Annotated in this window: 27 protein-coding genes; 16 read left to right on the forward strand and 11 right to left on the reverse strand. The window is 67.9% G+C overall.

Translation table 11 applies throughout. From position 1 onward, the window contains the following. Nucleotides 1-59: 59 nt before the first annotated feature. From cutA to AC5P8J_RS13310, 4 genes are all read left to right on the forward strand, one after another. On the forward strand, nucleotides 60-398 hold the full coding sequence (cutA, locus tag AC5P8J_RS13295; protein ID WP_010481118.1) for a divalent-cation tolerance protein CutA: 339 nt from the start codon (nucleotides 60-62) through the stop codon (nucleotides 396-398). Next, nucleotides 395-2,776 carry a protein-disulfide reductase DsbD family protein gene (locus AC5P8J_RS13300; protein WP_227852508.1) on the forward strand — a complete coding sequence of 794 codons (2,382 nt, stop codon included), beginning with the start codon at nucleotides 395-397 and terminating at the stop codon, nucleotides 2,774-2,776. Before cutA ends, AC5P8J_RS13300 begins: the two co-directional genes overlap by 4 nt. After that, nucleotides 2,773-3,336, forward strand: coding sequence for a TlpA family protein disulfide reductase (locus tag AC5P8J_RS13305; RefSeq protein ID WP_111104312.1), 564 nt, complete (start codon nucleotides 2,773-2,775; stop codon nucleotides 3,334-3,336). The genes AC5P8J_RS13300 and AC5P8J_RS13305 overlap by 4 nt, the downstream gene beginning before the upstream one ends. A gap of 790 nt (nucleotides 3,337-4,126) precedes the next feature. Further along, nucleotides 4,127-6,649, forward strand: coding sequence for a PepSY domain-containing protein (locus AC5P8J_RS13310; protein WP_134735078.1), 2,523 nt, complete (start codon nucleotides 4,127-4,129; stop codon nucleotides 6,647-6,649). A 76-nt stretch (nucleotides 6,650-6,725) separates the two neighbouring features. Here the strand turns inward: AC5P8J_RS13310 and AC5P8J_RS13315 are convergent, their stop codons facing one another. Continuing rightward, entirely contained in the window at nucleotides 6,726-9,263 is a 2,538-nt protein-coding gene (locus AC5P8J_RS13315; RefSeq protein ID WP_134735079.1) for a methyl-accepting chemotaxis protein, read from the reverse strand. Nucleotides 9,264-9,466: 203 nt separating this feature from the next. Here AC5P8J_RS13315 and AC5P8J_RS13320 point away from each other — a divergent pair, with 203 nt between their 5' ends. Then, nucleotides 9,467-10,306: an arylamine N-acetyltransferase family protein gene (locus tag AC5P8J_RS13320; RefSeq protein WP_111102229.1), complete on the forward strand. Its 840-nt coding sequence runs from the start codon at nucleotides 9,467-9,469 to the stop codon at nucleotides 10,304-10,306. A 65-nt stretch (nucleotides 10,307-10,371) separates the two neighbouring features. On the opposite strand, the gene AC5P8J_RS13325 is transcribed toward AC5P8J_RS13320, so the two are convergent. Then, nucleotides 10,372-10,743, reverse strand: coding sequence for a VOC family protein (locus AC5P8J_RS13325; RefSeq protein ID WP_134730086.1), 372 nt, complete (start codon nucleotides 10,741-10,743; stop codon nucleotides 10,372-10,374). Between the two features lie 82 nt (nucleotides 10,744-10,825). Between AC5P8J_RS13325 and AC5P8J_RS13330 the strand changes: the two genes are divergently transcribed. After that, entirely contained in the window at nucleotides 10,826-11,542 is a 717-nt protein-coding gene (locus tag AC5P8J_RS13330; protein ID WP_134730088.1) for a transporter substrate-binding domain-containing protein, read from the forward strand. Between the two features lie 98 nt (nucleotides 11,543-11,640). Here AC5P8J_RS13330 and AC5P8J_RS13335 read toward each other — a convergent pair whose 3' ends face one another. After that, nucleotides 11,641-12,540, reverse strand: a complete 900-nt coding sequence (locus AC5P8J_RS13335; RefSeq protein WP_134730090.1) for a LysR substrate-binding domain-containing protein — start codon at nucleotides 12,538-12,540, stop codon at nucleotides 11,641-11,643. A gap of 98 nt (nucleotides 12,541-12,638) precedes the next feature. Here AC5P8J_RS13335 and AC5P8J_RS13340 point away from each other — a divergent pair, with 98 nt between their 5' ends. Beyond that, entirely contained in the window at nucleotides 12,639-12,782 is a 144-nt protein-coding gene (locus AC5P8J_RS13340) for a hypothetical protein (RefSeq protein WP_167692756.1), read from the forward strand. A gap of 7 nt (nucleotides 12,783-12,789) precedes the next feature. Here AC5P8J_RS13340 and AC5P8J_RS13345 read toward each other — a convergent pair whose 3' ends face one another. Further along, nucleotides 12,790-13,356: a GIY-YIG nuclease family protein gene (locus AC5P8J_RS13345; protein ID WP_021203266.1), complete on the reverse strand. Its 567-nt coding sequence runs from the start codon at nucleotides 13,354-13,356 to the stop codon at nucleotides 12,790-12,792. Nucleotides 13,357-13,485: 129 nt separating this feature from the next. Between AC5P8J_RS13345 and AC5P8J_RS13350 the strand changes: the two genes are divergently transcribed. Then, the gene (locus tag AC5P8J_RS13350; RefSeq protein ID WP_134735091.1) at nucleotides 13,486-14,268 is read left to right on the forward strand and encodes a D-alanyl-D-alanine carboxypeptidase family protein; all 783 of its coding nucleotides are present in this window, start codon (nucleotides 13,486-13,488) and stop codon (nucleotides 14,266-14,268) included. A gap of 13 nt (nucleotides 14,269-14,281) precedes the next feature. On the opposite strand, the gene AC5P8J_RS13355 is transcribed toward AC5P8J_RS13350, so the two are convergent. Together AC5P8J_RS13355 and AC5P8J_RS13360 are read right to left on the reverse strand one after the other, a co-directional pair. Continuing rightward, nucleotides 14,282-14,875, reverse strand: coding sequence for a TetR/AcrR family transcriptional regulator (locus AC5P8J_RS13355; protein WP_021203264.1), 594 nt, complete (start codon nucleotides 14,873-14,875; stop codon nucleotides 14,282-14,284). 16 nt (nucleotides 14,876-14,891) lie between these two features. Further along, a complete protein-coding gene (locus tag AC5P8J_RS13360; protein WP_019660820.1) occupies nucleotides 14,892-15,488 on the reverse strand; it encodes an NAD(P)H-dependent oxidoreductase in 597 nt (198 codons plus the stop codon). A gap of 123 nt (nucleotides 15,489-15,611) precedes the next feature. Here AC5P8J_RS13360 and AC5P8J_RS13365 point away from each other — a divergent pair, with 123 nt between their 5' ends. Further along, nucleotides 15,612-16,145, forward strand: a complete 534-nt coding sequence (locus AC5P8J_RS13365; protein WP_134735080.1) for a hypothetical protein — start codon at nucleotides 15,612-15,614, stop codon at nucleotides 16,143-16,145. A gap of 57 nt (nucleotides 16,146-16,202) precedes the next feature. Here AC5P8J_RS13365 and AC5P8J_RS13370 read toward each other — a convergent pair whose 3' ends face one another. Beyond that, entirely contained in the window at nucleotides 16,203-17,030 is an 828-nt protein-coding gene (locus AC5P8J_RS13370) for an isocitrate lyase/PEP mutase family protein (RefSeq protein ID WP_134735081.1), read from the reverse strand. Nucleotides 17,031-17,196: 166 nt separating this feature from the next. On the opposite strand from AC5P8J_RS13370, the gene AC5P8J_RS13375 reads away from it, so the two are divergent. The 4 genes from AC5P8J_RS13375 (at nucleotide 17,197) to accC (ending at nucleotide 20,633) form a co-directional block, all read left to right on the forward strand. Beyond that, on the forward strand, nucleotides 17,197-17,913 hold the full coding sequence (locus AC5P8J_RS13375) for a DOPA 4,5-dioxygenase family protein (RefSeq protein ID WP_483017055.1): 717 nt from the start codon (nucleotides 17,197-17,199) through the stop codon (nucleotides 17,911-17,913). Between the two features lie 360 nt (nucleotides 17,914-18,273). Next, nucleotides 18,274-18,717: a type II 3-dehydroquinate dehydratase gene (aroQ, locus tag AC5P8J_RS13380; RefSeq protein WP_495216858.1), complete on the forward strand. Its 444-nt coding sequence runs from the start codon at nucleotides 18,274-18,276 to the stop codon at nucleotides 18,715-18,717. 58 nt (nucleotides 18,718-18,775) lie between these two features. After that, on the forward strand, nucleotides 18,776-19,255 hold the full coding sequence (gene accB, locus AC5P8J_RS13385) for an acetyl-CoA carboxylase biotin carboxyl carrier protein (protein WP_019660824.1): 480 nt from the start codon (nucleotides 18,776-18,778) through the stop codon (nucleotides 19,253-19,255). Nucleotides 19,256-19,265: 10 nt separating this feature from the next. Then, complete coding sequence (gene accC / locus AC5P8J_RS13390; RefSeq protein ID WP_019660825.1) at nucleotides 19,266-20,633, forward strand: acetyl-CoA carboxylase biotin carboxylase subunit; 1,368 nt, start codon at nucleotides 19,266-19,268, stop codon at nucleotides 20,631-20,633. Nucleotides 20,634-20,730: 97 nt separating this feature from the next. Here accC and AC5P8J_RS13395 read toward each other — a convergent pair whose 3' ends face one another. Both AC5P8J_RS13395 and AC5P8J_RS13400 read right to left on the reverse strand, forming a co-directional pair. Further along, complete coding sequence (locus tag AC5P8J_RS13395; protein WP_010481078.1) at nucleotides 20,731-21,105, reverse strand: hypothetical protein; 375 nt, start codon at nucleotides 21,103-21,105, stop codon at nucleotides 20,731-20,733. Further along, nucleotides 21,102-22,067: a hypothetical protein gene (locus AC5P8J_RS13400; protein ID WP_495216866.1), complete on the reverse strand. Its 966-nt coding sequence runs from the start codon at nucleotides 22,065-22,067 to the stop codon at nucleotides 21,102-21,104. The genes AC5P8J_RS13395 and AC5P8J_RS13400 overlap by 4 nt, the downstream gene beginning before the upstream one ends. A 163-nt stretch (nucleotides 22,068-22,230) precedes the next feature. Here AC5P8J_RS13400 and prmA point away from each other — a divergent pair, with 163 nt between their 5' ends. The 3 genes from prmA (at nucleotide 22,231) to fis (ending at nucleotide 24,354) form a co-directional block, all read left to right on the forward strand. Beyond that, nucleotides 22,231-23,151, forward strand: a complete 921-nt coding sequence (gene prmA / locus AC5P8J_RS13405) for a 50S ribosomal protein L11 methyltransferase (RefSeq protein WP_026347109.1) — start codon at nucleotides 22,231-22,233, stop codon at nucleotides 23,149-23,151. 42 nt (nucleotides 23,152-23,193) lie between these two features. Next, a complete protein-coding gene (locus AC5P8J_RS13410) occupies nucleotides 23,194-23,964 on the forward strand; it encodes a DUF3426 domain-containing protein (protein WP_019660828.1) in 771 nt (256 codons plus the stop codon). Between the two features lie 114 nt (nucleotides 23,965-24,078). After that, nucleotides 24,079-24,354: a DNA-binding transcriptional regulator Fis gene (gene fis, locus AC5P8J_RS13415; protein WP_005419706.1), complete on the forward strand. Its 276-nt coding sequence runs from the start codon at nucleotides 24,079-24,081 to the stop codon at nucleotides 24,352-24,354. A 130-nt stretch (nucleotides 24,355-24,484) separates the two neighbouring features. Here fis and AC5P8J_RS13420 read toward each other — a convergent pair whose 3' ends face one another. Continuing rightward, entirely contained in the window at nucleotides 24,485-25,480 is a 996-nt protein-coding gene (locus tag AC5P8J_RS13420; protein ID WP_021203256.1) for a phosphatidate cytidylyltransferase, read from the reverse strand. Next, on the reverse strand, nucleotides 25,477-26,106 hold the full coding sequence (locus AC5P8J_RS13425) for a lysophospholipid acyltransferase family protein (RefSeq protein ID WP_021203255.1): 630 nt from the start codon (nucleotides 26,104-26,106) through the stop codon (nucleotides 25,477-25,479). The genes AC5P8J_RS13420 and AC5P8J_RS13425 overlap by 4 nt, the downstream gene beginning before the upstream one ends. Nucleotides 26,107-26,113 lie beyond the last annotated feature (7 nt).

Below are 26,113 nucleotides of genomic sequence, written 5' to 3' on the forward strand. Positions count from 1 at the left end.
GCAGCGGTCCACGGCCGCCGCCGGGCCCTGGCCCGGTGGCGGCCCTATACTCGATGGTCATGTCGACCGTCGATCCCGTCCTGCTGCTGTTGACCACCTGCCCGGACCGGGCCAGTGCCGAGCGCATCGCGCACGCGCTGGTCGGCGAGCGCCTGGCCGCGTGCGTGACCCGCCTCGATGGCGCGCAGTCGACCTACCGCTGGCAGGGCGAGGTGACCACCGACGCCGAGCTGCAGCTGCTGGTGAAAACCACCGCGAGCCGCGTCGATGACGCAATCGCCCGGATCGTCGAACTGCATCCGTATGAACTCCCGGAGTGCATCGCGGTCGAAACCCGGGCCGGCCTGCCGGCGTATCTGGATTGGATCCGGGCACAGACCCGGGAGGACACTGATTGAAGACTCTGTTTGCGCGTGGCGCTGCCTTGTGCGCCCTGTTGTGCCTTTCGCTGCCCGCCTTCGCCCTGGATGAGAAAGACCTGCTGCCGGTGGACCAGGCGTTCGCATTGACCGCCACTGCCCCCGAACGTGGCCAGGTGCAGCTGCAGTTCAAGATCGCGCCAGGCTATTACCTGTATCGCCACCGCACCAGCGTCAAAGCCGACCCGGCCTTCAATGCCGGCGCGCTGCAGATGCCCAAGGGCGACAAGCACCACGACGATTTCTTCGGCGAGGTCGAGACCTATCGCGAGCGCCTGCTGGCCACCCTGCCCGGCACGCCGACCGACGCTGCCGGCACCATCAGCCTGGAAGTGCGTTATCAGGGCTGCGCCGATGCCGGTGTCTGCTACCCGCCGCAGAAGCGCGTGGTGCAGGTCACCCTGCCGGGCGCCGGTGCGGCGGCGGTGCCTGCCGCGCGTGCCGGTGCGGCCAGCCCGTTCAATAACCCGCTGGCCGGTGCCGGCAACAGCGGTGGCCTGCGCCTGCCGGGCGCGGCCAACAACAGCCAGGCCCTGCCGCTGCCGTCGGAACAGGCGTTCGGCTTCGATGCCATCGCCAGCGACGGCAACACGCTGCTGCTGCGCTTCAGCCCAGCGCCCGGCTATTACCTGTATCGCGACCGCACCTCGCTGAAGCTGGAAGGCAGCGCCGGCGTGCTGGCCGGCAAGCCGCGCTGGCCAGCCGCGCAATCGCATCGCGACGAGCACTTCGGCGATGTCTCGGTCTACTTCAACCAGGTGGAAGTACCGCTGCCGCTGCGCCGCGCTGTCACTGATGCCGTCGACAGCACCCTGGTGGTGACCTTCCAGGGCTGCCAGACCGATGGCATCTGCTACCCGCCGATGACCCGCCGGGTGAAGCTGTCGATTCCGGCCGGCAAGGTCAGCGCCAGCGCCGACCAGGCGCCAGCGCGCAATGACGTGATCAACCCGCTGCCTGCTGCAAACGGTGCACCGCGCGAAGCCGCCAACGGCGCCCCGCTACGCCTGCTGCCAACCGTGCCCAACACGGATGCAGCGGCACCGGCCGCCGCAGGTGGCGCCACCGCCAGCAGTGAATTCGCCACCGATGCACAGGGCGACAATGCGCTGCGCACGCGTCCGCCGGTGACGACGCCGAATCCTGATCGTTCGTTCGTCTGGGTCCTGCTGCTGGCGCTGGCCGGTGGCCTGGTACTGAACCTGATGCCCTGCGTGCTGCCGATCCTCTCGCTGAAGGTGCTGAGCCTGGCGCAGAGCGGCGAAAGCGCGCAGCGCGCACGCAGCCACGCGCTCTGGTACACGCTGGGCGTGCTGGTCGCGTTCGCCGTGATCGGCGCGTTGATGGTCGGCCTGCGCGCGATCGGCAATGCCGTCGGCATCGGCTTCCAGCTGCAGCACCCGGGTGTGGTGGCGGCGCTGGCCTACATCATGTTCGCGGTAGGCCTGAGCCTGTCCGGCGTGTTCACCCTGGGCGGCGGCATCGGCAATCTGGGCCAGTCGCTGGCCAGCCGCAGCGGCCCGGCCGGTGACTTCTTCACCGGTGCGCTGGCCTGCGTGGTCGGCAGTGCCTGCGTCGGCCCGTTCATGGGTGGCGCGATCGCCTATGCGTTCATTGCCCCGCCGCTGAAGGCGATGACCGTGTTCCTGTTCCTCGGCCTGGGCCTGGCGCTGCCGTTCCTGCTGATCGGCTTCGTGCCGGCGCTCGCACGCCGCCTGCCCAAGCCGGGCCCGTGGATGGAAACGCTCAAGCACGTGCTGGCCTTCCCGATGTATGCCACCGCGCTGTGGCTGCTGTGGGTGCTGGGCAAGCAGCGTGGCGTGGATGGCATGGCGCTGGTGCTGGGTGGCCTGCTGCTGCTGGCGTTCGGCCTGTGGCTGTTCGAGCGCAACCGCTGGACCGGCTCGCGTGCGGTGACACTGCTGGGCGTACTGCTGGCGATCGGCGCGCTGGTGCCGGCCTGGGGTGTGACCCAGCTCGCACCGCCGGCGCGGGCCGCACAGGCCGCCAGCGACAACGTGGTCGAGTATTCACCGCAGTTGCTGGACCGCCTGCGCGCCGACAACCGGGTGGTGTTCGTCAACATGACCGCCGACTGGTGCGTAAGCTGCAAGGCCAACGAGCGCGCCGTGCTGTCGCGGCCGGAATTCAAGGAACTGCTCAAGCGCACCAACGCGGTGTACATGCGCGGCGACTACACCAATGTCGACCCGCAGATCACCACGTTCCTGGAAGAGCACAAGGCCGTCGGCGTGCCACTGTACGTGGTGTACGGCCCCGGCGCGCCGCCGACCGTGCTGCCGACCCTGCTGACCCAGGCGGTGGTGGAGGAAGCGCTGCTGCGCACCGCACGATGAAGTGGCAACGGCCAGCGCTGCTGTGGACAGCGGTGCTGGCCGCCGGCCTTGGCCTGTGGGCCGGCCATCGATTGACACCGGCGCCGGTGGCGCCTGAGGCCGTGCCGGGAGCGCCTGCTGTGGCGGCTGCCGCACCCACCCTGCAGGTCGGCGAAAGCCTGCCCGCACTGTCGCTGCCGGATCTTGAAGGCCGGCCGCTGGACCTGCGCCAGCACGCTGGCGGTCGCCCGCTGTTGATCAATGTCTGGGCCAGCTGGTGCGCGCCCTGCGTTGAAGAAATGCCCGAACTGGCGCGTTTCGCACATGTCCAGGGCGAGCACGGTGTGCAGGTGCTGGGACTGGCGCTGGATACGCCGGAGGACGTGCGCCGTTTCCTGCAGCGGGTACCGGTGGATTACCCGATCGTGATCGAGACCCCGGGGCCGCGCGATGCCAGCGTGCAGCTTGGCAATACACAGGGCCTGCTGCCCTACAGCGTGCTGTTCGATGCACAGGGGCGGCTGGTGAAGGCGAAGCTGGGACCGTTCGCCCACGGCGAGATCGACAGCTGGGTGAAGTGAGGGGGGGGGTTTTGCAGGGCTTGCAGCCCTGCACCCTGCTCAATGCAACGGCAACGGCCAGAGCCAAAGCCAAAGCGGGCTTTCCGTGGGATGGCGGGGCGCTGTGGCTGTGCAGGACACGCCGTAAACCCCCCTCCGGGGTCCGGCCCAGCCGCTGGCGGCTGTGCGTTCGGGCGCTTGCGAAGCAGTGCTTCGCAAGCAAAGCGCCCTCACCCATGGGGGCTCGATGGCGCCATCCATGGCGCCAACGGTCCTGCACAGCCACACCGCCCCACCTTCGACAGATTCCGCCGGCTGTTGGTAGGTGTCGACCTTGGTCGACACATCTGTCAGATATCGAATGAAATTCCGGGGTCAGATCCGTTTTCCTACGGAAAACGGATCTGACCCCAAGAGTATTTCCGACAGATCGCGGAAATCTGTCGAAGGCGGGGTGGGTCCGGTTGAGGGGGCGTGAGCCGCATGGGCCCGAGGCATGCCTCGGGCGGGTTGGGCAGGACGCCCAACCCTGGTCTTGCCGTGTGCGCAGGACAGCGCACACGAGCAAGCGGCGACCGAGCTTACATGGACGTACTTGCAGCGTCCCCCTCAACCGGACCCACCCCGCCAACCCACGGAAAGCCAGCTTTTGACGTTGACGTTGCTCCGGCTTGTAGCGGGTGCAGGGCTGCAAAGCCCTGCAACAAGACCCTCCTTGACCGTAGCCCGTCCGCCACGGAGAATTCCGCGATTAATTCTCATTTGCTGTTGCGCAGGATGCGGGCGGCAGCCTTCGGGGCCCCCTCCTTCGATGTTCAAGAACGTCCTGTTCCAACTGCACTGGCTGCTGGGCATCACCGCCGGCGCCGTACTGGCCGTGATGGGCCTCAGCGGCGCCGTGCTGTCCTTCGAGGATGAGCTGCTGCGAGCGGCCAACCCCGGCTTCGCCGAGATCGCTGAACACCATGCTGATGGCCAGCTTCCGCTCGAACTCAGCGAACTGGCAACGCTGCTGCAGGCCGGCGGTGATCGCCCCCTACAGCGCCTGCGCGTGGATGCCACCGGCCAGCGACCGTCGGTGGCGCGCTTTGCTGGCGGCAAGGAACACTGGGTGTACTTCGACCCCTACAGCGGTGAGCGCTTCAGCGCCCTGCGCGGGCAGGCGCTCTTTGACTTCGTCGAGGACCTGCATCGGCATCTTGCCGCCGGTGAGCGCGGCAAATGGATCACCGGCAGCTGCGCCATCGCCCTGGTGTTCTTCACCTTGTCCGGGCTCTACCTGCGCTGGCCACGACGCTGGGGGCACTGGCGCAGCTGGCTGGCAGTAGAGTGGAAGCGCAGTGGACGCGGCTTCCTGTGGAGCCTGCACTCCGTGGCCGGCACCTGGGTGCTGTTGATCTACCTGATGAGTGCGCTGACCGGCCTGTGGTGGTCCTTCGACTGGTACCGCAGCGCCGCCAACACCCTGCTGGGCGTCGCACCGGCCGCCAAACACAAGGTCGCCGCCGACGCCGCCCTGGACCTGGAGCGCATCGAAGCCACGCTGTATGCGCTGCCCGGCGTGCGCACCGGCTACATCGACCTGCGTCTGCCGGAGAAACCGGGGCAGGTACTGAATGTGCGCGTGATGGCCGGTGACCCGTCGCAGCGCGGTGGGCGGCATGACCGCGCGCACGATCTGCTGCAGCTGGATCCGGCCAGCGGGGCCATCCTCGATTCACGCCCCTACGCGCGCCAGGGCACCGGAGGACAGCTGGCCACCAGCGTGTTCGCATTGCACTCGGGCAGTTACTTCGGCATGCCCGGGCGGGTGGTGGTGATGCTCAGCAGCCTGGGCATGAGCCTGTTCTTCATCACTGGCTGGCTGCTGTACCTGGACCGGCGCCGCAGCCAGCGCGCTGCGCGCGGGCTGCGCAAGTCGCTACCAGCAACACCTGCAGATGGCGATGGCACGCCGTGGCTGGTGGTGCATGCCAGCCAGAGCGGACTGGGCGAACAACTCGCATGGCGCGCTGCCGCGCAGCTGCAAGCATCCGGCCATGCAGTGCAGGTTCTGCCGCTGGCCCGCGTCGATGCCGCGCGACTGGCACGCACCGCACAGGCATTGTTCGTGCTGAGCACCTTTGGTGATGGCGAACCTCCGGATGCGGCACGGGGCGCTGCGCGACGGCTGCTGGCACAAGCGCGGGATCTGTCGGGCCTGCAGTTCGGCCTGCTCGCCCTGGGTGACCGCCAGTACCCGCATTACTGCGGCTTTGGCCGCCAATTCGATGGCTGGCTGCTGGGCAACGGGGCACGTGCGCTGTTCGAGCGCATCGATGTCGATGCCGCTGCGATACCGGCGCTGCGCCAGTGGCAGCAACATCTCGGCGCGCTGACCGGCATCGCCACCGATGACAGCGTGTTGCCGACCGCGACGCAGATGCACGAGTGGCGCCTGCTCGGCCGTGACCGCCTCAATCCAGGCAGCGTGGGCGGCGCCATCTGGCACATCCGTCTTGCGCCACCGGCCGATGTGCAGTGGCAGGCGGGCGACATCCTGCACATCGCGCCCCGCCACAACGCGCGGCACGCCGTTGCGGTGCTGAAGGCACATGGGCTGGATCCCCAGCAGCCGCTGCTGATTGACGGCCAGCCGCGCACGCTGTTGGCGCTGGCCAGCGAGCGCGAGCTGCCCGATGCCGATGCTGCGCTGGCGGTGCAGGATGCCTGCCTCTGGCTGGCAGGGCTGCCACTGCTGCCGGGGCGCGAGTACTCCATCGCATCCTGTACGGATGACGGTGCGGTCGAACTGGTGGTACGGCTGGTCCATGACGAAACCGGACGCACCGGCCTGGGTTCGGGCTGGCTGTCGCTGCATGCGCCTGTCGGTGCCAGCATCGTGGCCCGTGTGCACCGCAACCCCGGTTTCCATCGCGTTGGCGGTGCGCCAATGGTGCTGATCGGCAATGGCACCGGCATCGCGGGCCTGCGCAGCCTGCTGCGCGAAGCCGCGCATGCAGGTGAGCACGGGCACTGGCTGCTGTTCGGCGAACGCCAGCGCGCGCACGACTTCCTGTTCGCCGATGAGATCGAAGCGTGGCAGGGCGATGGCCATCTCGCGCGGGTGGACCTGGCGTTCTCGCGCGATGGTAAGGGCGGCTATGTGCAGGATCGCCTGCGTGCAGCAGCCGATGCCCTGCGCGACTGGATGCAGCGCGGTGCGGTCATCCACGTCTGCGGTTCGCTGCTGGGCATGGCCGAAGGTGTGGACCAGGTGCTGCGCGAAGCACTGGGTGATGAAGCAGTGGAAACGCTGCTGGAGACCGGGCGCTACCGTCGCGACGTGTATTGAGCCACAAGGGTAGTACCGGCCGCCGGCCGGCATGATCAGGGCGTGCCGGCCAGCGGCCGGCACTACCGGAGCACGATCAGGCCGCAGCGCGCGCCTGTGGCATCGACTGCAACTGGAACGCGCCCACCGCTTCGGCCAGCGCGTGTACCTGCGCCTGCATCTGCGCGGTGGAGGCACCAGCCTCTTCCACCAGGCTGGCGTTGCACTGGGTGCTGGCTTCCATCTGCACGATGGTCTGCTTCACCTGCGCGATGCCGGCATGCTGGTCCTGCGATGCACTGCGGATACCGGCCAGCAGCTCGGCCAGCTGCTGCACGCTGCCAACGATCTCGCCCATCGTGATGCCCGCCTGCTCGGCCTGCTGGTTGCCCTGGCCAACACGCGCCACCGAATCCTCGATCAGTCCTTTGATCTGCTTGGCCGCTTCGGCACTGCGCTGGGCCAGCAGGCGCACTTCCGCAGCCACCACGGCGAAGCTGCGGCCCTGCTCACCTGCGCGCGCAGCTTCCACCGCGGCATTCAGCGCGAGGATGTTGGTCTGGAAAGCGATGCCATCGATCAGCTGGGTGATGTCGCCGATCCGCCGCGAGGCCTCGCTGATGCCATGCATGGTTGCGACCACCTGGCCGACGGCCTCGCCACCGCGCTGGGCCACCGCGGCCGCCCCCTGCACCAGGGCATCGGCGCGGCCCGCGGCATCGGCATTGCGGCCAACGGTGTCGGTCAACTCGTGCATCGACGCTGCCGTCTCTTCCAGGTTGGCCGCCTGCTGTTCGGTACGTTGCGACAGATCATGGTGACCGGCAACGATCTCACCCACACCGGTGTCGAGGCTGGACGTCGCCTGCTGGATGCGGGTGACGATGCGGCCCAGTTGCGCGACCGTGGCGTTGGCATCGTCGCGCATGCGTGCGAACACGCCCTGCAGCTCACCTTCCATGCGCACGCTGAGGTCACCACGGGCCAGCGCCGCCAGAAGCGCCTGCAGATCGCCGAGGTTGGTCTCGAAGGTCGCCAGCAGGCGGTTGATGCTGGTCGACAACGTGCGCACGAAGCCCTGTTTTCCCTCCAGCGCGATGCGGCCGTGCAGGTCGCCATGTGCGGCGGCGTCGACCAGTGCTGCCACTTCGGTTTCCAGCAGCGTTTCCAGCGCGCGGCTGCGCCACTCCACTGCCACGCCGAGGAAATGCCCTTCGTCGGTGATGGCATTGGCGATCAGCTGGTAGCGCACGCCGGCATGGCCGATCTCGCGCTCCTCGCGCTGGCGTACGCCGGCCAAGCTGGCCAACGCCGGATGCAGGCGTACCGCGTCGCTGCCCACCAGCGCTTCGTTCGGCAGTTCAAGCAGCTGCAGCAATGCCGGGTTGGCGTAGGCGACCTGCCCTTCCGCATCGATCACCATCAGGCCGGTCTGCGCGCTGTCCAATGCCTGGCGCACGCGGGTGTTGCCGCGGGCCACCGCACGCTCGATCTCGATGCGCGCGCGCAGGCGCTGCTGCATGTCGACCAGGCGCTGGGCCAGTTGGCCGATCTCGTCGTTGGCGTTGTAGACGCGCAGGGTGGTGTCGAGGCGGTCGTCGGCGATGTCGCTGGCGAAGCGCAGGGTGTCCTGGATCGGCCGGCGCACCGCACGCAGCACCAGCACCAGGCTGGTGATCAGCACGCCGGCCACCAGCAGCAGGGTCAGTGCGAACAGCACGCTCATGGTGCGCGCGCCGGCCTGCTGGCGTGCCTGCGCCCTGGCCAGCGCCGCCACCTGCGCCCGCTGGAATGCGGCCAGTGCAGGCGCTACGTCCGCAGCGGCACCCAGCAGCGACTGCGCTTCCACATCCAGGCCGACACGGGCAGCGGCATACCCCAGCAATGCGGCCTGATACGCCTCCATCCCGGTGCGCAGGGTGTCCTGCACATCCGCAGGCAGGCCCGCCAGCGCGAGGTCGAACGGCAGCTTCTCCTCGCTGGCGCGGTCGGCGTGGGTGGAATCACCGTCGAGCAGCAGCAGTGCCTCCTGCCTTCGCATCTTCTGCAGGGACAGCGCCAGCGCGGGCCGTTGCTGCACATCCACCTGCGCCTGCAGAGTGTCGGCGGCCTGCTGCAGCTGCGCAGCGAGGCCGGCATCACCACGGCCCATCTCGTCGACCCGTTCGAACAGGGCGGCCACACCCTGCGAGAACGCGTCGGCGGCTTCGGTCAGCGCCTGCAGGGCCTTGCGCCGGCCAGCATCCATCGGCATCGCGCGCAGCGCCTGCAGATCGGTCTGCAACGCCTTCTGCGTGGCCAACAGCTGCGCGCGGTCGGCATCATCGAAACTGCGTGCATACTGGGCCTGCAGGCGACGCGCTTCGGCCACCCGCGTGGACAGGCTGGCAGCCAGATCGCTGCCGCGCTGGTAGCTGGCCTGGCTGCGCGCAGCCAGTGCGTTGGCATGGCCAGTCCAGGCGTAGACAGCAGCGATCGCCACCAGGCCCAGGCCGCAGATCCACAGTGTGGCGTTGAGCTTGTTGGCCACGCTGAGCCGATGTGGCTGCAGCCAGCGCAGCAGCCCAGGGGACGCCGAGTGCAACGCAGCAAGGCGCGTGCGCAGGGACCGGAGGTGGGGGACAACGGCCGACATGACAGACTCCAGGCGGAAAGACGCATCTTTATCGGCCTGACTCAGGACAACTTTAGGGCTTTCTTCGTCTGCGTCCCCCCATCGCTGGTGGACGCGGCCTTTGTACCGGGTGCAGGCGACGGAGGCATGACACGGCCGCCGCGCTTGACCTCAACCCCGGTTGGGGGAGCACAGTGGGCATCCCTCCCCCGCCCGGTGTCTCCATGACGACGCTCGATGTCCCCCGCTACCTGCAGCGCCTGCAGCTGGATGCACCGCCACCGCGGACCCTGGCCGGCCTGACCCTGCTGCAGCAGCGCCACAACGCACTGCTGCCGTTCGAAACCCTCAGCTGCCTGCTGCGCGATGCAGTACCGATCGACCTGGACAGCGTGCAGCGCAAGCTGCTCGACGACCGTCGTGGCGGCTACTGCTTCGAACTCAATGGCGGCCTGCTGGCACTGCTGCAGGCGCTGGGCTTCGATGCACAGCCGTTGAGCGCGCGCGTGCTGCTGGCCGCCCAGGACGGCGAACTGACCGCACGCACCCACCTGCTGCTGCGCGTGCAGGTGGACGGCGATGACTGGCTGGTGGATGCCGGTTTCGGCAGCCTGACCCCGACCGTGCCGCTGCGCCTGCATGATCCGCAGCCACAGGCCACGCCGCACGAGCGCTACCTGCTGCGCCGACTGCCTGGCAACGGTGATTTCGTGCTGTCGGCCGAGTCCCACGATGGCTGGCGGGCGATGTATCGGTTCGACCGGCAGGCGCCGGCACCAATCGACAACGTGGTGGGCAACTGGTACGTGTGCACCCATCCCGATTCCAGCTTCCCCGGCCAGCTGCGCGCATCGCTGACCGGGCCGGACTGGCGCCGCACGATCGGCAGCGGCAACTACACCGAGTACCGCCCCGGCCAGGTACCGGACAAGCGTCCGCTGCACGATGTTGCCGACGTGCGCGAGGTACTGCAGCAACGCTTCGGCATGCAGTTGCCCGAAGACCCGCGGCTTGACCCGGCGATCAATGACTGGCTGCAGCGCTCACGCGCCGAAACCTTGTAGCGCCGAGCCCATGCTCGGCTGAGCTTGGGCTGCTGGGTCAACAGCAGCCGAGCATGGGCTCGGCTCTACGCAACCGCGCGCGCCTGCAGCGCGATACGGTTGCCTTCACTGTCGAAGATCTCGGCCACGCGCCAGTCGCCCGCGTCGGCCGGTCCGAAGCGCAGCGCAGCGCCCGCTTGCAGTGCACGCTCCAGGCTCACGTCCAGGTCATCGACGCCGATGTAGATGCGCGCACCGTGGACGGAGGGCAGATAGTCGGCCCCCCGCACCAGCGCCATGCTGGCACCGGCGGCCTCATCGGAAAACGGCAGGTAGGCCATCCGGCAGTCGTGCTGCAGGATCGGTTCGTCCACCGCCACCTGCAGCCAGTGCTGGTAGAACGTGATGGCCCGGGCCAGGTCAGTGACCGGTATCTCGACGTGCAGGATGGGGTTCATGTCCGCAGGATAACCGGATACTGACACTGCCTTGCAGGTCCGTACTGGCATGCTGAACCGCCCTTTCCCCGCGGAGTCCTGCATGTCCCTGGCCGATCATCGTGGTGCGCTGGCACCGCTGGGCTTCCTGCGCGTGGCCATCAACCTGGGCAACCCTGTGCTGGCACAGGGCGATGCGCGCTCACCGCGCGGTCCATCACTGGAACTGGCGACCGCGTTGGCGCAACGGATGGGCGTGCAGGCCCGCTTCACCTGCCACGACGCCGCAGCCTCGGTGGTTGCCGCGGCCGCCGAAGATGCCTGGGATCTGGCCTTCCTGGCGATCGATCCGGCGCGTGCCGACCGCATCGCCTTCAGCGCCCCCTATGTGGAGATCGAAGGCACCTACCTGGTGCGCGAGGACAGCCCTGCGCAACAGGTGGCCGACCTCGACCGCGAGGGGCTGCGCATCGCGGTGGGCCGCGGTGCAGCCTACGACCTGTTTCTCAGCCGTGAACTGCGCCACGCGATGATCGAGCGAGCCGAGACGTCGGCCGCTGCCATCACCCTGTTCGATCTGCAGCGCCTGGATGCCGCTGCCGGCGTGCGCCAGCCGCTGGCCGCCTGGGCGCAGGCGCATCCCGGCCACCGCGTGCTGGCCGACCGTTTCACCGTGATCCAGCAGGCGGTCGCGGCGCCGGCCTCGCGCCCCGCCGATGCACTGCGGGCGCTGTTCGAGGAAGTGGAAGCGATCAAGGCGGGCCCGTTGCTGGAGGAAGCGTTCGCGCGTGGCGGGCAGGCGGTCACGCTGGTGCGATGAGTTTGGAGTCGAGCCATGCTCGACTCGCCCTCCGCAAGCGCAGTCGAGCGTGGCCCGACTCTACAGATGCAGATGCGATGGTCGAGCATGCCGCGACGCTACGGATGCGCGTCTGCCATGTGTCGCACATGCTCAGCAGCCTGCGCGTGCAACCAGTCGCGAAAGGCGAGGAAGCCGCGATGGCTGGCCGAGCGCTGCGGGTACACCAACCAATGCGGCCACGCCGTCTTCAGGCGCTGGCTGGACAGTGCGACCAGCTGGCCGGAGTCGAGCAGCAGCCTCGCCCGCGTCACTCGGCCGAGGGCCACGCCCACGCCGTCCAGAGCGGCGCGATGGTGCGCCTCCGAATCATCCAGCACCGCCACGAACCGCGCCGGCGCACTCTGCCCACTCAATGCAAACCACGCGCCCCAGGCGCCGTCCGGATCACCCAGCAGCGGCCACTGGTTCAGCGGCACGCGCTCGATCCCTCCCATGCGTTCGATCAGCGCCGGGCTGGCCATCGGCAGCAGCCATTCATCGAACAACGGTTCCACCACCAGGCCCGGCCATTGCCCGCTGCCCAGACGCAGCGCGGCGTCGAACTGGCGCTGCCGCTCGAAATCGACCAGGCGCTCGCTCGACTGCAGGTTGATCTCGATCTGTGGGTGCTCAGCCACGAAATGACCCAGGCGCGGTACCAGCCACGCCGACGCCATCGATGGCACCGCGCTGATCGTCAGTACGTGCTCGGCACGCGCCGCATAGGGCTGGAAGGCTTCGTTGATCGCATCCAGGTGCGGCCCCACCTGGTCGAGCAGGCGCTGTCCCTCCAGGGTGAGCGAGACACCCCGCGGCTGACGGATCAGCAGCGGCTGCCCGAGCCGCTCTTCCAGTTGCCGCATCTGATGGCTGAGCGCGCTGACGGTCAGGTTCATCGACGCTGCCGCACGCGACAGGTTGCCCAGCCGGGCGGCAGCCACGAAGCCCTGCAGGGCATGGAGCGGAGCACGGGACATCAGGCTTGAAATCCTCTCACGTCACGCTTGCGGAAATGTCGCTTCTTGACGCTTCATGCTGCCCGTATCGTGCAATCCACTCAAGTGGAGGCGCGCTCATGAACATCTTCGGCGGTTTGTTGTTCCTGCACGGCCACGTGGCCAGCGCCGAGCTGGCACGCCAGCTGGCCGGCCCGTCCACACCGGCTCCGCCGCGCGCGCTGCAACCGGCCAGGCCGGTTCAGCGGCCGCGAACCCGTTGAACGCTCTTCAACCTGCATACCAGCGTTGGACGTGTTCAGGCAGCCACGGCATTGGATCGATATCCAATGCCCGACAACCGTCGAGGGTGTCCCGCAGCACACCCTCGCCGGGGCCGCCCGGCATCCGCAGGCCTTCCTCTTCCGGAAGCTGCACCGCCGCCCAGTCGTGCAGCCGGTCCATGCGCACGCGCAGCGCAGCCCGCAGCCATGCCTTCAGCGGGAAACAGCGATAGCCCTGTTCGCCCAACGCATCAACCGCGAGCAACAACGCCTGGTTGGCACCACGTACCCACTCGGTGTGGCCTCCGGCCTTGTCCTGGACCGTCATCGGCGCCGGTGCGCGGTGCGCCTTGAACGGCGAACGCAGCTGCAGCTCCAGATCCCGCGCATCGCGCTCGCTTTCCGCTTCCACCAGTGCACCGGCGTCGAGGTCGAAGAACTCGAACCAGCGCCGGTGCAATGCGCTGATGCGTCCGAGCGGATCACGTGAAAAGCCGATCTTCGCGTAGTCTTCCCACGCACAGGGGAAGACATAGGCAAAGACACGACCGTCGATGCGGATATCCGATTGCATGTGCGCAGGCTGCCTCGTCAACAGCCCGGGCGCAACCGGGCGTTACCGTGTGCACTGCGGCGCTTGGGCAGTGCGGCTTCATGCCGCTGCGGACTATCCTTGCTGGCTGTCGCTGTCATCACCGCCGCCATGCCCTCTGCTGCACCTGCCCCCCTACCGGCCTCGTCCATCACTCTGGAAGCGGCCACCTTTGCGGTGATTCACCAGTACAACGCGGACATCGCCAGGCAACCGGCTTCGCTGACCAAGCTGATGACCGCCTATGCGGCTTACGAATGTGTGGAAGAGCGCGGGCGTTCGTGGGACGACGAAGTCCCCATCGCCGCCGACGACGTGCATGCGGTCGCCGACGATGAAACGCGCATGGGCCTGGTGCCCGGCGAGACAATCTCCCTGGCGCGCCTGCTGGAAGGGTTGATGGTGGTTTCCGGCAATGACGCTGCATTGGCGATCGCGCGCCACCTGGACGGATCGCAGGCGGCATTCCTGGAACGCATGAACCGGCACGCACGCCAGCTCGGGCTGGGCAGCACCTGTTTTGCCAGCGTGTCGGGCATCACCACACCGCACCATGCCTCCAGCGCGCGCGACATGGCGGTGCTGGCCGCCCGCCTGTTGAACGATCATCCGCAGATCCTGGCGATCACCGCGCAGCGCGCGTTCGCCCATGGCAGCTTCAACCGCAACAACCAGAACGCCCTGCTCGGCGAAGACGGCGTGGACGGCTTGAAGACCGGCTACACCCAGGCCGCAGGCTTCTGCCTGGCCGCCACCGCGTGCCGGCCAGTACCCGGGCGGGACCAGCCGGTACGGCTGATCACCGTGGTGCTGGGCTCTGCAAGCCGCGACGCGCGCGACGCACTGGTGCGCGACCGGCTGGCCGCGGGATTCGCCGCTCTGGCCGGCGGCTGACCGCTCGTGCGGCTCAGCGCCGCTTGACCGTCGCCACGATCAGCCGCTGCAGCTCGGCCACGGCACCGGCCTTGTCCAACGCGCCGGCAACAACACCCTCTGAAAGGGCTTCAGCCGCACCGAGGATGGCCCAGCGCCCCGCCAGCGACACCGTGCCGCCGGTTGCGAACGGGCCCAGCCAGACCTGGCAGTTGTCGATGAAATCCTGCTGGTAGCGCCGTCGCACCTCATACAGTTCCGGCGCCCCCACCAGCGCGGCGAGGATGCCTTGCACTTCGCTGCCCTGGCTGAGGACGCAGTCGATGTAGCCGGAGGCGATGGCCGCCGCCCGATCGACCAGTTGAGCCCGGGCGCGGCCGATGCGCTCGTGGAAGACCACTGTCTGGCGTCCGTCATAGTCATCGTAGAGCGCCGCCAGCAAGCCATTGCGGGTCACGAAGTGATCGTAGGCCACAGGCTTGGTCACGCCCGCCGCCTCGGCCAGCCGCCCCAGCGTCAACGCTCCGGTACCTTCTCCGCGAACCAGTGCCCAGGCCACATCCAGCAACTGGCGGGTGCGTTGCTCCCGGGTCATTCGGCGGCGCGTGGGGGTGGCGTTGGCGGGCATCGGCGGAGCACGGCGATCAGCGCATCGGAACACCGATTTTACGGCCGATCGCCAGCGCGGTCTGCAGATGCGCTTCAGCGGCACCGGTATCGGCGTCCAACAGCAGGTCGGACGACAGCACGCGTGCGCCGCAATAGTCGAAGATGCCCATGTCGATCTGCGTCCTCATTGCCGCGTCGTAGCCACGACGTTCGACCATGGCTGCGTCGGCGCCGCCCAGCGCCACCAGATGCACATTCAGGCGCTGCAGCTTCTTCACCAGCCTGCCCTGCGCGTCCTGCGCGTAGGCCCAGTCGTTGGTGAACACACGGTCGATCCAGCCTTTCAGCAGCGCCGGGAACGACCACCAGTACAACGGGAACACCAGCACCAGCGTATCGGTGGCATCCAGCCTCGCGTGCTCGGCAGCGACATCGGCGGGTACCGCGCCGGTGCTGCGGAACAACGCCTGGTCCTGCGGGTTGAAGCGCGGATCGAAGCCTTCGGCCATCAGGTCGGCATAGGCCACGGTGTTGCCGGTGTCGGCCGCGGCAATGGCATCACCGATGCGACGCGCCATCGCGTGGGTCAGTGAACCGGGCTCAGGGTGGGCGATGACAATGAGGCTGTGCATGGGGATCTCCAGACATCAATACCTACCAATGGTAAGTATTGATTCCGGGGAAACCAGCGCCACCGATGGGACGCTGTTTCGTGTCCAACGTATAGTGCGGCGTTCCCGCTGAGCTGCCCGACGATGCACCGGTATCTGCTTGCCCTTCTGCTGGCCCTGCCGATGGCAATGGACGTTACGCCCGCGCTGGCCGGTGAACTCAGTCCGGAAGACTCGGCCGCATTGCGCAAGGAGGTGCAGGCGATGATGGGCGCCTTCGCCCGTGGCGATACCGAGCTGATCATCGCGCGTACCCATCCCAGCCTGAAGCAGCTGGCCGGTGGCGACGAGGCCTATGCGCGGGCGACCCGCGACACGGTGAAGGCGCTGCGCAAGGCCGGCGTCACCATCATCAGCGACGAGGCAGGCGTGCCGGGCCGCACCTATGCGGCCGGTGACGAGGAAGTCTGCTTCGTACCGCGCCAGTCACTGCTGCGCGTGCGCGAAGCGCCGATGCGCAGCACGTCATTCATGGTTGCTGTGCGACGCGTCGGTACAACGCAATGGCGCCATCTGGACGGCGCGGCGATGCTGGACAACCCGGCACTGCTGCGGCAACTGCTGCCGGCACTGGAGCCGGGCGTGACGCTGCCCAGGGGTGGGATGGAAGCGCTGTAGTCGCAGGCGCGCGTCCATCCACGCCCGGGCTGGATCCATTGCAGGCCTGGGTGTGTGTCAGCGGAACAGCGCGTTCAACGCCGCGCCCGAAGCCGCCTGCTGCAGGCCATCGAAGCGTCCGTCCTGCACGATCGGCTGGGTCGCCTGCATCAACCCACCCCACGCAGCTCGCGCCAGCGCACCGCCCAGGCTGACCCGTCGCACGCCGAGTGCGGCGATGTCCTGCAGGCTCAGCGGTGTCGGTCCACCCACCAGCAGGTTCACCGGCTTCGCCCCCGCAGCGGCAACCACCGCGCTGATCTGTTCGCGCGTGCTGATGCCCGGTGCATACAGCACATCGGCGCCGGCCTCGGCATAGGCGCGCAGGCGCTGCAGGGTGTCCTCCAGATCCGGCACGCCAACGAAGAAATTCTCGGCCCGCGCGACCAGCAGCACATCGCCCCCCGCGCGGTCGATGGCCGCACGTGCTGCACACAGTCGCTCGACCGCCTGCCCGATCGGCCGCAGCGGCGCATCGGCCACGCCGCTGGCGTCCTCGATCGACAGCGCCGCGATACCGGTGTCGATGGCCACCGCCACCGCCTCGCCCACTGCCTGTGGCGTGGCGCCGAAGCCATCACCGAAATCGGCGTTCAACGGCAGCGGTGTCGCGGCCGCCATCAGCCGCAGATGTTCCAGTGTGGCCTGCAGCGAAACCGCCCCATCCGGCCGCCCTTCACTCCAGGCGCAGCCGGCACTGGTCGTGGCCAGTGCCTGGAAGCCCTGCCGCTGCAGGTAGCGGGCGCTGCCCACGTCCCACGGATTGGGCAGCACGAAGCAACCCTGCGCGTGCAGCTGGCGGAAAAACGCGCGCTTTTGCTGTGTGTCGGCATCGGGCGAGATCATGGAAGGTCTCCGGGGCGGCAGACCTGCACCCTAGCCCGCCCAGCGGCCACGCTCAACGACAACGGGGCGCACCTGCATGAGGTGATGCCCCCTGCTTATTGGACGCTGTGGATGCGGGTGCCCGAGCGTGCTTGCCTGCCCACACGATGCCGCCACGGAGCCCTTCATGCACCCGGACCCGCAGACCCTCACCGATGACACCCACTGGGCCGACCTGCTCTCGCCCGCACGCCGACGCCTGATCGCTTCGGCGGGTCTGGCCGCTGGCGGCCTGGCCAGTGCCTCGACCGCCGCCGCAGCACCGCGCGGCAACGACGCGGTGAACACCACCGAGCCTGGCCGCCCCGGCTTCCGCGCCATCGTGCCGCCAGCACCGGAAGGGCGCAGCCCCTGGGGCCAGGCCACGGCCAGCGAGCCTACCCCGCGCCCGGCCAGCGTGCGTCCCGGCGAGGCCACGCTTCCCACGCGCCCGCGCGCCTACACCGACATCAAGAGCTACCACGCTCACATCTACTTCGATGAGGACAGCTTCGAAAAGGCCGCGCTGCTACGGCGCTGGGCCGCCGAGCGATTCCCGGTGGAGCTGGGCAACTGGAACCTTGAGCCGCGTGGGCCGCATGTCACGCCCTCGTTCTATTTCGGCTTTACCAACGACCTGCTCCCCGTGCTGGTGCCCTGGCTGCAGCTCAACAGCCTGGGCCTGACCATCCTGATCCATCCCAACACCGGCGACGGTCGCGCCGATCATCTGCATTACGCGTTGTGGGTGAACCGCGCGCAGCCGGTGAACGCGTACAACTGGCCGGCGCCGAAGCCCGGGCAGCCGGAACCGCTGGAAGAGGTGTTCCCGAACGTGGTGCCGACGGTGCCGCTGGAGACCTGACCCGCCCTTCCGGTGGGTGCGTAGCTTGCTGCGCAACCTGGGCCTGCCCTTCGGTGCGTACGTAGCTTGCTGCATATGGAACTTCCTTCATCCACGCATGGCGTGGATCTACTGACCGCCGGCCCCGTCGCCCGCGCTTGGCGCGGATCCCCCGGCGTGGCCCTTGCCGCCATCGTCGGCCTACGTGCATCCATCCCCCGCCCGCAAGGCATTCAGCGCGCCTTGATCCGCCGCCCCGCATAGGGCCGCAAGCGCTTCCGCAGATTTCAAACGGTCGATTGAAACGCTGCAAACTTCGCCGAACTGGACAGCATCCGCCGGTTCCGCCAGACTGCCGCCCTTTCCCGTCTTCCGGATCCCATGGCGAAGCTGCTGGTCCTGCACGGCCCCAACCTCAACCTGCTCGGCACCCGCGAGCCGGAGGTCTACGGCCACACCACGCTGGCCGACATCGACCAGGCCCTGGCCGCGCAGGCATCGGCTGCCGGGCACGCCGTGGAGAGCCTGCAGTCCAACGCCGAGCATGTGCTGGTCGACCGCGTGCAGGCTGCGCGCAACGACGGCACTGCCTTCATCCTGATCAACCCCGCCGCGTTCACCCACACCTCAGTGGCCTTGCGCGATGCGCTGGCGGCGGTGGCGGTGCCGTTCATCGAAATCCACCTGTCCAACCCGCATACCCGCGAACCGTTCCGCCAGCACAGCTACTTCAGCGACAAGGCGATGGGCGTGGTGTGCGGCTTCGGTGCCGACAGCTACCGCTACGCGATGGACGCGGCGCTGCTGCGGGTATCCGCCACCTGATTGTCGACCCGGGCGCCCACGGCGCTCTCCTCACCTAGAAGAAACCAAAGAGGCCCTCATGGATCTGCGCAAAATCAAGAAGCTGATCGACCTGCTGGAAGAGTCGAACCTGGCTGAGATCGAAATCAAGGAAGGCGAAGAGTCGGTGCGCCTGTCGCGCGCGCCGGTGGCCGGCTACGCCGCCCCGGTCGCCGCCCCGGTGTATGCCGCTCCGGCCGCTCCGGCGGCGCAGGCGATGCCGATGCAGTCGCCGACCGAAGCCTCCACCGGCGGCACCGCCAAGCCGGGCCCGGCACTGCCGGAAGGCCACGTGCTGCGCTCGCCGATGGTCGGCACCTTCTACGCCTCGTCCGCCCCGGACAAGCCGGCCTTCGTCACCGTTGGCCAGCAGGTCAAGGAAGGCGAGACCCTGGCCATCATCGAAGCGATGAAGATGTTCAACCCGATCGAAGCCGACACGTCCGGCACCATCGTCGCCATCCTCGGCGAGAACGGCCAGCCGGTCGAATTCGACCAGCCGCTGTTCGTGATCGGCTGAGGGGCACGCCATGCTCGACAAAGTCGTCATCGCCAACCGAGGGGAGATCGCGCTGCGCATCCTGCGCGCGTGCCACACCCTCGGCATTCGCACGGTGGCCGTGCACTCCACGGTCGACCGCAACCTCAAGCACGTGGCCATGGCCGACGAGTCGGTCTGCATCGGTCCGGCGCCGTCGCCGCAGAGCTACCTCAACATCCCGGCCCTGATCGCCGCCGCTGAAGTCACCGACGCCCAGGCCATTCACCCGGGCTACGGCTTCCTTTCGGAGAACGCCGACTTCGCCGAACGCGTGGAGGAGTCCGGCTTCATCTTCATCGGCCCCAAGGCCGACACCATCCGCATGATGGGTGACAAGGTCGAGGCCATCCGCGCGATGAAGGCCGCCGGCGTGCCGTGCGTGCCCGGTTCGGGCGGCCCGCTGGGTGAGGACATCGTCGCCAACACCAAGATCGCCCGCGAGATCGGTTACCCGGTCATCATCAAGGCGGCCGGCGGTGGCGGTGGTCGCGGCATGCGCGTGGTGCACGCCGAAGCCTCGCTGAAGACCTCGATCGAAACCACCAAGAGCGAGGCCAAGGCCGCGTTCGGCAATGGCGAGGTCTACATGGAGAAGTTCCTGGAGAATCCGCGCCACGTGGAAATCCAGGTGCTGGCCGACGGCCAGGGAAACGCCATCCACCTGGGCGAGCGTGACTGCTCGATGCAGCGCCGTCACCAGAAGGTGGTGGAAGAAGCGCCGGCACCGGGCATCACCGCCGAGCAGCGCGAGCAGATCGGCAAGGTGTGCGTGGAAGCCTGCATCCGCATTGGTTATCGCGGCGCCGGCACCTTCGAGTTCCTGTACGAGGACGGCCGCTTCTACTTCATCGAAATGAACACCCGCATCCAGGTGGAGCATCCGGTCACCGAAATGGTCACCGGCATCGACCTGGTGGCCGAGCAGCTGAAGATCGCCGCCGGCCAGAAGCTGTCGATCAAGCAGAGTGACGTGGTGCTGACCGGCCATGCCATCGAATGCCGTATCAACGCCGAGGATGCAGAAACCTTCGTGCCGAGCCCGGGCACCATCACCGGCTTCCATCCGCCGGGCGGTCCCGGCGTGCGCGTGGACACCCACATCTACAGTGGCTACCGCGTGCCGTCGAACTACGACTCGATGATCGGCAAGCTGATCGTGCACGGCCCGGACCGCGAAACCGCCATTGCCCGCATGCGCGTGGCACTGAGCGAAATGGTGGTCGATGGCATCAAGACCAACGTCGCGCTGCAGCAGCGGATCATGCGCGACAAGGGCTTCCAGGCCGGTGGCCAGAACATCCACTATCTGGAAAAGCGCCTGGCCGAGCGCAAGAACAAGCCGATCGCGCTGACCTGATCGGCGCCGCGTGCTGGACATGAAAAGGGCGGGGATATCCCCGCCCTTTTCCGTTTGCTGCAGCGCCGAGCCCATGCCCGGCGCTACAGCAGGCGCATCAGCGCTTGTCGGCAGCTTCGGCCGGGATCTGCGAGTTCGCCAGCGGACGCACGCCGTTGGGCGAGGTCGGGTCGACGATCACCATGGTCTCGGTCGAACCGTCCGGCCACACCACCTGGAAGGTGCTGCCCGCCGGCAGCGACGCAAACGGCATGCCGCTCTGCGCCCGATAGACCGCGGCCACCTGGCTGGCGCCGGCACGGCGCACGTCTTCCTGCGCCTTCACAGTAGTCAGTTCCACCTTCGACAGATGCCGGTAGCGATCTTCATAGGTATCGATCATCAACAGGCCAACGGCGCCGGCCGAGTAGGCCACGAACAGGGCCACCCAGAACCAGAACTTGGCCCCGTGCAGGAATCGGCGGTAGTTCATTGCTCGTTCCTCTTTCTAACCAATCGCTTGATCCATTCCTTCATCTTCCCAGCGCCCTGCCGCGATACCGCAGCGTCATACACGAAATCCCGGAAATCCTGCGTACCATCCTGCGAACAGATCCCTCCGTTCGCACAAAAACTGTTGACCAGCACACTGTCTGCCCCACACGGTAGACCGAGTTCGCAGGCCGCGAGCCGCCATGCGAGTTCACTCAGCTGCTCGCCCGCCACCAGCCCGCTGAGCGCGCGGTCACCCGAGGCACGCACGCCCATCCCCGGAGCGATGGCCATAAAGGCCTCCGGGTCGCGCGAGGTGCGCACCCGTTCAACCAGGTCACGGCGGTACTCGGGGCTGTCCTGCAGCGGTTCGCCCTCGGCGAACAGCGCAGCCTCGGCAGCCAGGTTGCCCTGTGCAGCCGCCTTGCGCCGTTCGGACAGCACCAGGGCCGTGCCCAGCTTGTCGCCCGGCACGAACCCGCCGCAACGCTGCGCGACGCGTTCGCGCGCCTGCACCATCGCCGGTGCGGCAGTCAGGCCCAATCCGGCCAGCACGTTGTTGTCCAGGCGGTAGCCACCCGGATCGACCGCATACTGCGCGCAATAGTCGTAGACACGGCTGAGCATCCAGCGCGCCTCGTGATTGCCTTCGTCCGCCTGCGCACGCAAACGCTGCGCATAGGCGTAGAGGTCGGTGGCCTCTTCGAGATCGGCGCGGATATCCAGGGGCAGCCCGGACGGCAATGCACCGCCACGCTCGAAGGGTGCCAGCCGGCGCGCGAGCGCCTCCGGCATCACCGGCAGCGGTGCCGCACTGTCAGTGGCCGCCCCTCCAGCCGCCAGATCCGCCGAGGCTACCGAAGAAGCCGGAGCATGGCCGCTGGCCCGATAGCCGGCCACGCCCAGCACGGCCACGGCCGGCAGCACGAGCAACCAGGTTTTCAGGGTAGGAGCGAAGGCCATCGGCGGCGGCGGGCGATACGGCACACAGGAAAGCACGAAGTTTAGCAAGGCCCGACGGGCCTGTCTGAACGGGCTTCGTTCATCCAGGCACAGCATCTCAGGCAATACGGAGACGCTCCGATGGTCTAGCATGGCCCCCTTTCCTGCGATTGCCCCCACCACCATGCCGTTCCTGGAACTGACCCTGCGCTGCACCGAAGCCACCCAGCCCCGCTATGAAAATGCGCTGGAGGACGTGGGTGCACTGGCCGTGACCCTGCTCGATGCCGAGGCCGATACCAGCAACGAACAGGCCATTCTCGAACCAGGCGTGGGCGAGACCCCGCTGTGGGACACCCTGGTGCTGAGCGCGCTGTTCCCCGCCGACAGCAACGCGCTGTTGCTGCTGGCCGCACTGGAATCCTTCGATCCGGAACTGGACTGGAGCAGCGGCAGCTTCCGCGCGGTCGAGGATGAAGACTGGGAACGCGCCTGGCTGGACCAGTTCCAGCCGATGGATTTCGGCAGCCGTACCTGGATCGTGCCGTGGAATCACGAACTGCCCGACGCCGCACAGGCCGCCGACGCCGCCGTGGTACGGCTGGACCCGGGCCTGGCGTTCGGTTCGGGTACCCACCCGACCACCGCACTGTGCCTGCGCTGGCTGGACCAGTTGGCCGTGGATGGCCTGCTGCAGGGCCAGCGCGTGCTCGACTTCGGTTGCGGCTCGGGCATCCTTGCACTGGCCGCGCTGAAGCTGGGCGCCGCTGAAGCCATCGGCGTGGACAACGATCCGCAGGCGCTGGTCGCCACCGCCGACAATGCCGAGCGCAACGGCGAACAGGCCCGCATGCACGTGTACCTGCCGCAGGACGAACCGGCCGCGACCTATCCGATCGTGGTCGCCAACATCCTCGCCTCGGCGCTGGATGCGCTGGCCGAACTGCTGGCCGCACGCGTCGCCGCCGGCGGCCGCATCGCCCTGTCCGGCATCCTGCATGGCCAGGAAGGCGAACTGCTGCAGCGCTACGCGGCCTGGTTCGATGATCTGCAGGCCACCCAGGACGGCGACTGGATGCGCATCACTGGCGTGCGCCGCGCCTGATCGTGGTTGAATGACCGCTGGATCCGAGCCCGCGCCCTGAGCATGTCCGAGCCGAACCCACCCCGCCGCCCCCTGGCCACCTTCCTGCGCAAGACCCCGGAAGGTGAGGTTGCGCCTGCGTCCGATCCGCGCATGCAGGATCAAACCGGGCAGACAACGCCTGTGGAGCAGGTGCAGGCCGAGCCCAGCAATCTGGCGCAACCACCGGCCACACAAATGCGACACGACGATGACGCTGTCATCGTTGCTGAAGCTGCAGCCATCGAACCGGCGCTGGCCGCGGTGCAGGCAACGGCGGTCACCAGCGATGCCCCCAGCTTCCTCGGCAGCGCACGCCAGCGCACGCTGCCAGCCCCCCGCTGGCACTGGCTGCTGGTCGCCGGGCTGGCGTTGTTGCTGGTCCTGCAGAGTGTGCTGGCCGACCGTGCGCGGCTGGCTGCCGACGCCGGCAACCGCGTATGGCTGGGTGCACTGTGTGGCGTGCTGCGCTGCAGCCTGCCCGCCTGGCACGAGCCCGCTGCGTTCACCATGACCAGCCGCGAGATCCGCCCCTTGCCAGGCCAGGCCGGCGTGCTGCAGGTGCAGGCCAGCATCCGCAATGATGCGCGCTGGGCACAGGCGTGGCCGGACCTGCGGCTGTCATTGTCCGATGCCGATGGCCGGGTGATCGGCAGCGGCGTGTTCACGCCCGCGCAATACCTGGGTGAGAACCCCGGCGCAGCCCTGCTGGAACCGGGCCAGAGCGCGCGCGTCGCGTTCCGGGTACAGGAGCCCGCTGCGTCCACCGTCGCATTCACCTTCGACTTTCTCTGACCGGGGGCAGGCGACCAGCCGTGGCAGGCCGGGCACGCTCGCGCTAGACTGGCCGCCACCACCTCGTCCGGCCGCGCGCTCCGCGCGCACGGGCCAACCGAATCGGGAACCCCCTTGAACGCTGTCCTTTCTCGTCCTGACAACAGTCGTGGCGCTCCCCGGCCACCGCTGCGTGAACACGTCGCCCAGTCCGTGCGCCGCTACCTGCGTGACCTTGATGGCTGCGATGCGGACGATGTCTACGAGATCGTGCTGCGCGAGATGGAGATCCCGCTGTTCGTGGAAGTGCTCAACCACTGCGAAGGCAACCAGAGCCGCGCCGCGGCGATGCTGGGCATCCACCGTGCCACCCTGCGCAAGAAGCTGAAGGAATACGGCATCAGCGCGTAAGCGCGCGCGTGGGTGGCGCCAGCCGCTGGCGGGCAACCCAATGATGCACGATGGCACGATGTTGCAGTTGCCGGCCAGCGGCCGGCACTACCGGTAGATCCACGCCATGCGTGGATGGAAGCCGGCAGAATCAACCGCCGCCGCCCGCCTTCCAGTAATACCGCACCACGTGGAAGAACACCGGCGCGGCGAAGCACACCGAATCCAGCCGGTCGAGCATGCCACCATGGCCCTCGATCATGTGGCCCCAGTCCTTGATGCCACGATCACGCTTGATCGCCGACATCACCAGGCCGCCCCAGAACCCCATCAGGTTGATCAGCAGCGACAGGCCGAACGCCTGCAGCGGCGTGAACGGGGTGATCCACCACAGCGCTGCGCCCAGCGCGCTGGCACTCAGCACGCCACCGACGAAGCCCTCCACCGTCTTCGATGGCGACAGCTTCGGCGCAATCAGATGCTTGCCCAGCAGCTTGCCCCAGATGTACTGCAGCACGTCCGAGGACTGCACCACGATCACCAGGAAAGCGAACAGCAATACGTTGCGCGCCGGATCGTAGCCCGGCACGTGCAGGTTCAGCAGCAGCGGCACGTGCGAGATGCAGAACACGCAGATCATCAGGCCCCACTGCACCTTCGCGGTCCGCTCCAGGTAGTGCGTGGTATCACCGCCGATGGTCGACAGGATCGGCAGGAACAGAAACGCATAGACCGGAATCAGCAGCGTGTACATGCCGTACCAGTCGATCCACACCAGGTAGTACTGCCACGGCAGGACGATGTAGAACGCGGCCAGCAGCGCGTAGTAGTCGCCCGAGCGGGTCGGCGCCAGCGTGATGAACTCGCGCAACGCGAACAGCGAGATGATCGCGAACAGCACGATCACCCCGGCACGTCCGAAGAACAGCGCCAGCCCGACCACGATCGCCATCACCCACCAGGCGCGGATGCGTGACACCAGGTTGGCGATGACTGCACTGGGCTGGCCGCGCTGGCGCCAGCGCAGGGTCTCGGCCACCAGCGTGGCCAGCACCAGCACCGCCCCCACACCGGCAAACAGCAGGCCGGTCTGCTGGCCGACACTCTGCGTTGCCAGATCGCCAGATACATCCAGCACGAAACTCATGCACGACCTCCATTCGGCGCCAGGTCCAGCAGCGCCTGTCGGCTGCGGGCCAGGAAGGCGGCCTTGTCCTCGTCAGCCTGCAGCCGCAGCGGCGTACCGAAGGTGGCCGTGCACAGCAGCGGCAGCGGCAGGAACCGGCCCTTGGGCATCACCCGCTTCAGGTTGTCGATCCACACCGGCACGAACTCCAGTTCCGGTCGTTGCCGTGCCAGGTGGTAGATGCCGCTCTTGAACGGCAGCAGCGGCTCATCGCCCACATTGCGCGTGCCTTCCGGAAACAGGATCAGCGAGCAGTCTTCGTCCACGGCCTCGCGCAGTACCTGCAGCGGATCCTGCTGACGATGCCCGGCCTCGCGCTCGACCAGCACACCGTTGAACACCGCGTCGATCAGGTAGCGACGCAGGCCGTCGCGCTGCCAGTATTCGGCCGCGGCCACCGGGCGCACCTGCCGTCGCAATGCCGGTGGCATCGACGACCAGATCAGCACGAAGTCACCATGGCTGGCATGGTTGCCGTAGTACACGCGACGCTCGCTGGACGGCGCACAGCCGATCCACAGCGCGCGGGCGCCGGTCACCACATGGATCGCGCCACTGCAGGCGCGGGCAATCAGTTCGGCAAGCATCGGTCCC

Source organism: Stenotrophomonas sp. YJH_SMC_37 (assembly GCF_059370035.1).

What these genes read in the sequence shown, in the direction of transcription:
- cutA (WP_010481118.1), top strand. Translation starts at nt 60, where the DNA reads ATGTCGACCGTCGATCCCGTCCTGCTGCTGTTGACCACCTGCCCGGAC.
- AC5P8J_RS13305 (WP_111104312.1), top strand. Translation starts at nt 2,773, where the DNA reads ATGAAGTGGCAACGGCCAGCGCTGCTGTGGACAGCGGTGCTGGCCGCC.
- AC5P8J_RS13310 (WP_134735078.1), top strand. Translation starts at nt 4,127, where the DNA reads ATGTTCAAGAACGTCCTGTTCCAACTGCACTGGCTGCTGGGCATCACC.
- AC5P8J_RS13315 (WP_134735079.1), bottom strand. Translation starts at nt 9,263, where the DNA reads ATGTCGGCCGTTGTCCCCCACCTCCGGTCCCTGCGCACGCGCCTTGCT.
- AC5P8J_RS13320 (WP_111102229.1), top strand. Translation starts at nt 9,467, where the DNA reads ATGACGACGCTCGATGTCCCCCGCTACCTGCAGCGCCTGCAGCTGGAT.
- AC5P8J_RS13325 (WP_134730086.1), bottom strand. Translation starts at nt 10,743, where the DNA reads ATGAACCCCATCCTGCACGTCGAGATACCGGTCACTGACCTGGCCCGG.
- AC5P8J_RS13330 (WP_134730088.1), top strand. Translation starts at nt 10,826, where the DNA reads ATGTCCCTGGCCGATCATCGTGGTGCGCTGGCACCGCTGGGCTTCCTG.
- AC5P8J_RS13335 (WP_134730090.1), bottom strand. Translation starts at nt 12,540, where the DNA reads ATGTCCCGTGCTCCGCTCCATGCCCTGCAGGGCTTCGTGGCTGCCGCC.
- AC5P8J_RS13340 (WP_167692756.1), top strand. Translation starts at nt 12,639, where the DNA reads ATGAACATCTTCGGCGGTTTGTTGTTCCTGCACGGCCACGTGGCCAGC.
- AC5P8J_RS13345 (WP_021203266.1), bottom strand. Translation starts at nt 13,356, where the DNA reads ATGCAATCGGATATCCGCATCGACGGTCGTGTCTTTGCCTATGTCTTC.
- AC5P8J_RS13350 (WP_134735091.1), top strand. Translation starts at nt 13,486, where the DNA reads ATGCCCTCTGCTGCACCTGCCCCCCTACCGGCCTCGTCCATCACTCTG.
- AC5P8J_RS13355 (WP_021203264.1), bottom strand. Translation starts at nt 14,875, where the DNA reads ATGCCCGCCAACGCCACCCCCACGCGCCGCCGAATGACCCGGGAGCAA.
- AC5P8J_RS13360 (WP_019660820.1), bottom strand. Translation starts at nt 15,488, where the DNA reads ATGCACAGCCTCATTGTCATCGCCCACCCTGAGCCCGGTTCACTGACC.
- AC5P8J_RS13365 (WP_134735080.1), top strand. Translation starts at nt 15,612, where the DNA reads ATGCACCGGTATCTGCTTGCCCTTCTGCTGGCCCTGCCGATGGCAATG.
- AC5P8J_RS13370 (WP_134735081.1), bottom strand. Translation starts at nt 17,030, where the DNA reads ATGATCTCGCCCGATGCCGACACACAGCAAAAGCGCGCGTTTTTCCGC.
- AC5P8J_RS13375 (WP_483017055.1), top strand. Translation starts at nt 17,197, where the DNA reads ATGCACCCGGACCCGCAGACCCTCACCGATGACACCCACTGGGCCGAC.
- aroQ (WP_495216858.1), top strand. Translation starts at nt 18,274, where the DNA reads ATGGCGAAGCTGCTGGTCCTGCACGGCCCCAACCTCAACCTGCTCGGC.
- accB (WP_019660824.1), top strand. Translation starts at nt 18,776, where the DNA reads ATGGATCTGCGCAAAATCAAGAAGCTGATCGACCTGCTGGAAGAGTCG.
- accC (WP_019660825.1), top strand. Translation starts at nt 19,266, where the DNA reads ATGCTCGACAAAGTCGTCATCGCCAACCGAGGGGAGATCGCGCTGCGC.
- AC5P8J_RS13395 (WP_010481078.1), bottom strand. Translation starts at nt 21,105, where the DNA reads ATGAACTACCGCCGATTCCTGCACGGGGCCAAGTTCTGGTTCTGGGTG.
- AC5P8J_RS13400 (WP_495216866.1), bottom strand. Translation starts at nt 22,067, where the DNA reads ATGGCCTTCGCTCCTACCCTGAAAACCTGGTTGCTCGTGCTGCCGGCC.
- prmA (WP_026347109.1), top strand. Translation starts at nt 22,231, where the DNA reads ATGCCGTTCCTGGAACTGACCCTGCGCTGCACCGAAGCCACCCAGCCC.
- AC5P8J_RS13410 (WP_019660828.1), top strand. Translation starts at nt 23,194, where the DNA reads ATGTCCGAGCCGAACCCACCCCGCCGCCCCCTGGCCACCTTCCTGCGC.
- AC5P8J_RS13420 (WP_021203256.1), bottom strand. Translation starts at nt 25,480, where the DNA reads ATGAGTTTCGTGCTGGATGTATCTGGCGATCTGGCAACGCAGAGTGTC.
- AC5P8J_RS13425 (WP_021203255.1), bottom strand. Translation starts at nt 26,106, where the DNA reads ATGCTTGCCGAACTGATTGCCCGCGCCTGCAGTGGCGCGATCCATGTG.